At 35.8% G+C, this 6,121-nt stretch carries 7 protein-coding genes; all 7 read left to right on the forward strand.

The annotated features are described in order from the left end of the window. The first annotated feature begins 218 nt into the window (after positions 1-218). Entirely contained in the window at positions 219-413 is a 195-nt protein-coding gene (locus H4J75_RS19235; protein WP_182222999.1) for a hypothetical protein, read from the forward strand. 111 nt (positions 414-524) lie between these two features. Then, positions 525-893: a hypothetical protein gene (locus H4J75_RS19240; RefSeq protein WP_182223000.1), complete on the forward strand. Its 369-nt coding sequence runs from the start codon at positions 525-527 to the stop codon at positions 891-893. A 99-nt stretch (positions 894-992) separates the two neighbouring features. Next, the gene (locus H4J75_RS19245) at positions 993-1,616 is read left to right on the forward strand and encodes a hypothetical protein (RefSeq protein WP_259366467.1); all 624 of its coding nucleotides are present in this window, start codon (positions 993-995) and stop codon (positions 1,614-1,616) included. Between the two features lie 152 nt (positions 1,617-1,768). Then, positions 1,769-2,236, forward strand: a complete 468-nt coding sequence (locus tag H4J75_RS19250; protein WP_182223001.1) for a DUF3592 domain-containing protein — start codon at positions 1,769-1,771, stop codon at positions 2,234-2,236. Between the two features lie 151 nt (positions 2,237-2,387). Further along, positions 2,388-3,556 (forward strand): IS3 family transposase gene (locus H4J75_RS19255; RefSeq protein ID WP_182223002.1). Its coding sequence is split into 2 segments (ribosomal slippage): positions 2,388-2,637 and positions 2,637-3,556, totalling 1,170 coding nucleotides; the frame shifts between segments, so codons are not numbered across the junction. Positions 3,557-3,618: 62 nt separating this feature from the next. Continuing rightward, positions 3,619-4,092 carry a hypothetical protein gene (locus H4J75_RS19260; RefSeq protein WP_182223003.1) on the forward strand — a complete coding sequence of 158 codons (474 nt, stop codon included), beginning with the start codon at positions 3,619-3,621 and terminating at the stop codon, positions 4,090-4,092. 1,615 nt (positions 4,093-5,707) lie between these two features. Then, a complete protein-coding gene (locus H4J75_RS19265; RefSeq protein ID WP_182223004.1) occupies positions 5,708-5,983 on the forward strand; it encodes a barstar family protein in 276 nt (91 codons plus the stop codon). Positions 5,984-6,121 lie beyond the last annotated feature (138 nt).

A 6,121-nucleotide genomic window follows, 5' to 3' on the forward strand; every position in this document is an offset into this window, starting at 1 on the left:
ACATTGGATGTTTGCCATTCAATATTCGTAACCAACAGAAGCATGTTCCACCTAATCTAATAGTAAGTTACTTTAGTAAATTAGGTGGCTTGGTCGAACTATAAGGCATTCAAACGGACAAAAAATAGTTGGCTGTTTTCACTTCGTTCAACATTTTAGCCAACAATTTTTGCCGCTTAATGTGGCGTTATGTTTTATTCACTAAAAAAGGATCGTATATGTTCGCAGGAGTAGCTTTTTTAGCCATCATTTTTCAACTTGCAATTGTAGTTGGGATTATCGTCTTTGCTGTTAAATTACTTAACCGTATTACAGATATTGCAGGGTCTCAAAAATCCATAGCTGACTCTCAAGTTAAGCTCATTAGTTTATTAAGTAAAAAGCAAACAAATCAAGAGTCAGCTGATAGTTAAACATAACAAGAAATTCAACAAGGACAAAAAACAGTTGGCTTTTTGTTCACTACGTTCACCTATTTTAGCCAACCATTTTTTGCCTGTTAATTAGGCGTTAGGTAACTAAGGATGGTCAATCTTATAAATCCCAATTTAAGAGTTAGGGATATAAGAAAACTTATAGAGCCCAATTTACTTGAAATTACTTGGGATGAAGGAATAGATGAAACAAGTGAATGGATAGTTGCTTCTTTCGAAGATCCTGAACATACGCAGAGATTAACTTCTTGGCTAAATAGCAAAACCATAAATGGAGCTTTCGAATTAATTATTATTCATAATTCTTGGTCAAATTTAGAATACATTACCTGGGCAAGCTTACTAGAGAACTTACAGAGTTACTTTAACCAAGAAACTACTCTAATTATTGCTTCAGATCGTACGTGGGTAATGGAATATATGCCCCAACAAATAGTAAGGTTCGGGCGTTGGGTGTAAGTTACCTAACAAGGCAATCAAGCAGGAAAATTTACAGCTGGCTGTTTTCACTGCGTTCAACATTTTAGCCAGCTATAAAGTTCCTCTTATTGAGGCGTTATGTACCTAGGGAAAGCTATGTCATCTGACGATTGGTATAGGAATAATAAATGGAATGATGAAATTGAGGCTTTGTTTTATGAGAAGCTTAAGCGTGCACGTTCTCAACGTGATCAATATATTATTATTCAAGCATCACACCTAAGCGAGTCATTTCCTTTAATCTCTTTACAATTAATCGATGAGTACTTCGAAAAGCGAAAAGATAAATTTGATGATGTTCGCGCCTACTGGGCTCAAAGCATTGCATTCATGAATCTTGGTGACATTGATAAAGCAATGGAAGCATATCGTGCAATTTTGAAACGAGAAGAAGAATTTCCAAACCATCAAACAACAGCTTATGTAGATTATCCATATATCGTCGCAACGAATGCTATCGAATCTGAATATCAAAATGTACTTTCCGTACTTACTAAACATCACAGTCGCCTAATGTTCCCATTAGATAAATTCAAATGGCACGCATCTTTCGCGCTAATAAATAACGACTATGAACAAGCAGTATTGGCACTCGATGTTGCCAAAGTAAAACGTTCAGGCTTTAGATTTCATCAGGATGTTGGTCTTGTTGGTAAAGAGCATGTTAATGTAATCAAAGTGTTGTGCAAAATCGGTACATAACAAGAAATTCAACAAGGACAAAAAACAGTTGGCTTTTGTTCACTACGTTCACTTATTTTAGCCAACTATTTTTTGCCTGTTAATTGGGCGTTATATGCCTAAGATGAATTGTGTGCGTATTCCAGATAGACTTTTATAAAGCAGAGTGAGATATGTTTAAAAACAGCAAATTATTTTTTGGATTCATGCTAATCGGATCTTCTTTATGGCTTGGTCTCTTAACCTTTAAAATTGCAGAGAACTTAAATGCTGGTAATTGGCCAATAACTCCGGCGATTATCATGTCATCGGATATCAAGAGAGTTGAACATAAAGATGAACGCTATATTCTAGATATAAAATACCAATATGAGATTGATGGTAATAGTTATATTGGAAAAGAAATTTCCAATATGAATCAGCTTTACAATTTTAAAGAGGCGAATGAGAAATTAAAGCTTTATAAAGAAAACTCATTAGTTGAGGCTATTTATAATAGGGAGAACCCAACAATTGTTTATCTAGATATAACTGTTAATTATATTTTGTATATCTTATCAGTAGTTTCGTTTGTAATGGCCATATTCTCTTTGGCTAATTTAATCAGACTGTTCAAAAATACTGGTGTTCAAGGCATATAACAAGTTACTTAAACGGACGCTAAATAGTTGTCTAGCTTCGTTCCTCGCAATTTTAGCCAACAATTTTGCGCCGCTTAGTAAGGCGTTATGACATGGTCTAATTGATACGACTACCTCAGTTAAGACATAATAGACTTAACTGGAGATACAAATGAAAAACCGTAAAACTTATTCAAAAGAATTCAAACTAGATGCAATTGCTCTCGTTAGAGATCAAAACTACGCTGTAGCAGAAGCCGCTAGAAATTTAGATGTCAGTGCTCAAGTGCTTGGTCGATGGATCAAAGAAGCTGAAAACGATGATGGTCATGCTTTTAGAGGAAACGGAAAGCTAACGCCAGAGCAAGATGAAATCCGTAAACTTAAAGCCCAAGTAAAGCGCCTAGAAATGGAGCGTGAGATATTAAAAAAAGCGACGGTCTTCTTTGCAAAAGAAACGAAGTAAAATACTCGTTCATTGCCCAACATAAGAAGATCTGGCCCGTGATACTGATGTGTCGCGTATTGGGTGTAAAAAGTAACAACTATTACAGTTTTCAAAAAAGAAAGGCTCAAAGGCCTATTGATACAACCCATCAAGAGATGCTGGAATGGGTGAAAGATATTGCAAAGTTTAGCGATAATACTTATGGCGAAAGACGTATTCAAAAAGCGTTAAATGCGCTCAGTTTTCCTGTTAGCCGTAGAAAAACAGCGCGATTAATGAAAGAAGCAAACGTTTGGGTACGTTACAAGAAAAAATATAAAGCAACGACAAACAGCGAACACAACAAGCCCGTTTACGCGAACGAACTTGAGCAAGACTTTGGTATGCAACAACCTAACCAAGCGTGGGTGCAAGATATTACTTACATATGGACTTCAGAAGGCTGGCTATACTTAGCGATAGTAATCGACCTATACTCTCGTAAAGTTGTTGGTTGGAGCATGGGTTCAAGAATGAAAGCTCAACTTGTTTGTGATGCTCTGACAATGGCAATGTGGCAACGAAAACCCAAGGCTGGATTAATAGTGCATTCAGATCAAGGTGTTCAATATGCGAGTCATCAATATAGACGAATACTGAGATTACATGGCTTTGTTGGTAGTATGAGTAAGAAAGGTTGCTGCTGGGATAATGCGGTAGCAGAGAGCTTCTTTGGTAGTTTAAAACAAGAACGCGTGCATTGGCGTAACTATCAAACCCGTTATGCCGCTCAACAAGATGTGCTGAACTACATCACGATGTGGTACAACAGCCAAAGGCTGCACTCATATCTTGGTTATCAAAGTCCAAATATATTTGAATGTAAAGAAAGAGAATTGAAAAAGGTAGCTTAACGAACTTAACTAGGTGTCTGAATTTAGTTGACCAGGTCATTATGTTTCAAAGGAGTCTGCAAGTGTCGCAATCATCATGGATGAGTAATCATGTTTCTGAGCATTTTTTTCTTGGAAAACTATCTAGGTCTATACCTCCGTTATTTATCTTTATTGCATTTCTTTCTCTAGCTAGGCTTTCTGAGTTAGCGTCTGATGATTTCGATTTGATTGGTGTACTATCAAATGTTGCTATCATAGCAGTAGGTGGTTATGTTTTATCCTTGAAAATGTCTTGGGATCAACAAGCGGCTTTTGTATTAATTACACTCAAGATAGTATTTGGTTTTATCAGTCTAATTTTTATATATTTATCTATAACTGACTTTGTCAAAGGGGAATGGGGAGCCATTCCATATTTTTTAGTTGCAGTTGCTTTCTTTCCTATATGGGAGTTTATGTTTAGTTTATATAAGCACCATGATAAATTAACTGCTTTAAGAGTTGCTTTACTAATCATTGCAGGCATCAGTATTTATATTCAAATTGAAACATAACAAGTTACTCAAACGGACGCTAAACAGTTGGCTAGCACTCGTTCCTCGCACATTTTAGCCAACTATTTTGCGCCGCTTAGTAAGGCGTTAGAAGCCAGTGAATGAATCTAGCTCAGAAGTATTTAAAATTTATAAATGACGGGAATGCTCGTTGGACTGAATTATTAATTATTCTTCCAACTTGTATTACTACATATTTATTATTTCCTGAAATCGAATATACTCTTAAACTAATTATCAGTGGCATCTTATGTAGCTCTATCGTAATTATTCATTTTAGTATTGGTATTTATTCACTCCTAAAAAGAGATTATGCAAGCTTCTTAAACTTCGTTGTTCTACCAATATTTATTGGTGTTTTTATGTTGGTATTTGGTTACAGGTAAATGGCTTCTAACAAGGCATTAAAGCAGGAAAATTTACAGTTGGCTGTTTTCACTGCGTTCAACATTTTAGCCAACTACAAATTTCCTCTTAATGTGGCGTTATATGCCTTAAAGTAATTATGCTTTAGGGCAAGTTCAAACCAGCGTTTTTCGCTAAAATTGGTTTGTCGTAATCACTAATAAGCTTTGCCTTTTATACCTTTTTCAAAGGTGGCAAAACTATTAATTCTGTTTTGGCTTTTGCGTGTAGCGTAAAAGTTCACAGCGTGGCGTTTTTATAACGTGCGCTATTAAATTCGTGCAGTATCTAGTTCAACCAGTGCTGCATATAACAAGGCGCTCAAACGGAAAAAATACAGTTGGCTGCGCTTCGCGCATTATAGCCAACCGTTTTTTTCCGCTTAGCTTAGCGTTATGTGCAAATGGGTTTCAGACTTTGAGTAGATATATCAAATTTTTCATTCTTCCAATCTTTGGTATTTTGATTGGTATAGAACCCAAGTTATTTATTGTCCCTTTTGACTATATTTTTGATATTCATGGAACACACTTATCATTAGGAAGTTGGATATCCTTACTGTTATTAATTGTTATAGTTCTTTACGACTTATTACTACTTGGGTATTTTATAACACGCTATAAAACACGTAAGAAATTGGCTTTATTCACAGCAGTTTTATTGATTTTTCAGTTTGTTTTATCAGGCTGGGAATTGGGGTTTTGGCAGTAATTGCACATAACAAGTTGCTCAAACGGACGCATAACAGTTGGCTGCGCTTCGTTCCTCGCACATTTTAGCCAACTATTTTGCGCCGCTTAGCAAGGCGTTATATGCCAAGGGGGCACATTGAAAGTTCGGATTACAAATATATCATCGAGTCAATCGAGTTTAATGATAGCTATATTGGTTACTGTATTGATGATACCTTTTAGTTTCATGGTAGCGATAGCACTCCCTTTTTCAAATAATCCTTTTGATTCAAGTTTATGGGCAATGTTTTTTCTTCCATTTATTTACGGTTTAATCGTGTATATTTTTTGTCGTATATTCTGTTTAGTGTATAACTTTGTTGCTAGAAAATGCGGTGGTATTGAGTTTACAATTGATGAGAGTTAGGCATATAACAAGCCATTCAAGCAGGACTTTTAACAGTTGGCTAGGTTCCGCTTCGCTTCACATTTTAGCCAACAATTAAAAGCCTCTTAATGGGGCGTTAGGTATACGTAATATGTCTGGAGTCAACGAATTAGTTTTAGACTTATCGCAAGTAGACTCTGAAAACTCTATATTTGATTTCTTGATAAAACAATTCAACTTTCCGGATCTGTATTGTCGAAACTGGGAGGGCATGGGAGAACATTTATTTTATGATTCAATGTCTAGAATTCCTAATGGGTTAATTGTATTAAACACTGATGTTTTTAAATCATCTTACCCTGTTGTTTTTGTAAAGCTTTATAGTTGGTTTCAGTGTTTTCCAGAAGGCTCAGTTGTGTACCGCTAGGTATTGGTGCAAAGTATACCTAACAACACGCCCTGAGGTGGACAACTAGTAAAATTTAGCTATTTATTGCAAATTTTAACAGTGGTGATCCTCTTCGTTTTAATGCTTCTAAATATTTTGATTCGTTGTAGGGCGTCT

Origin of the sequence: Colwellia sp. BRX10-1 (genome assembly GCF_014077545.1) — a bacterium.
In the GTDB taxonomy this organism is placed as follows: Bacteria; Pseudomonadota; Gammaproteobacteria; order Enterobacterales; family Alteromonadaceae; genus Colwellia_A.

Bases quoted from the DNA above. Each gene is read 5' to 3' on its own strand.
- H4J75_RS19235 (WP_182222999.1), top strand. From the start codon at position 219: ATGTTCGCAGGAGTAGCTTTTTTAGCCATCATTTTTCAACTTGCAATT.
- H4J75_RS19240 (WP_182223000.1), top strand. From the start codon at position 525: ATGGTCAATCTTATAAATCCCAATTTAAGAGTTAGGGATATAAGAAAA.
- H4J75_RS19245 (WP_259366467.1), top strand. From the start codon at position 993: ATGTACCTAGGGAAAGCTATGTCATCTGACGATTGGTATAGGAATAAT.
- H4J75_RS19250 (WP_182223001.1), top strand. From the start codon at position 1,769: ATGTTTAAAAACAGCAAATTATTTTTTGGATTCATGCTAATCGGATCT.
- H4J75_RS19265 (WP_182223004.1), top strand. From the start codon at position 5,708: ATGTCTGGAGTCAACGAATTAGTTTTAGACTTATCGCAAGTAGACTCT.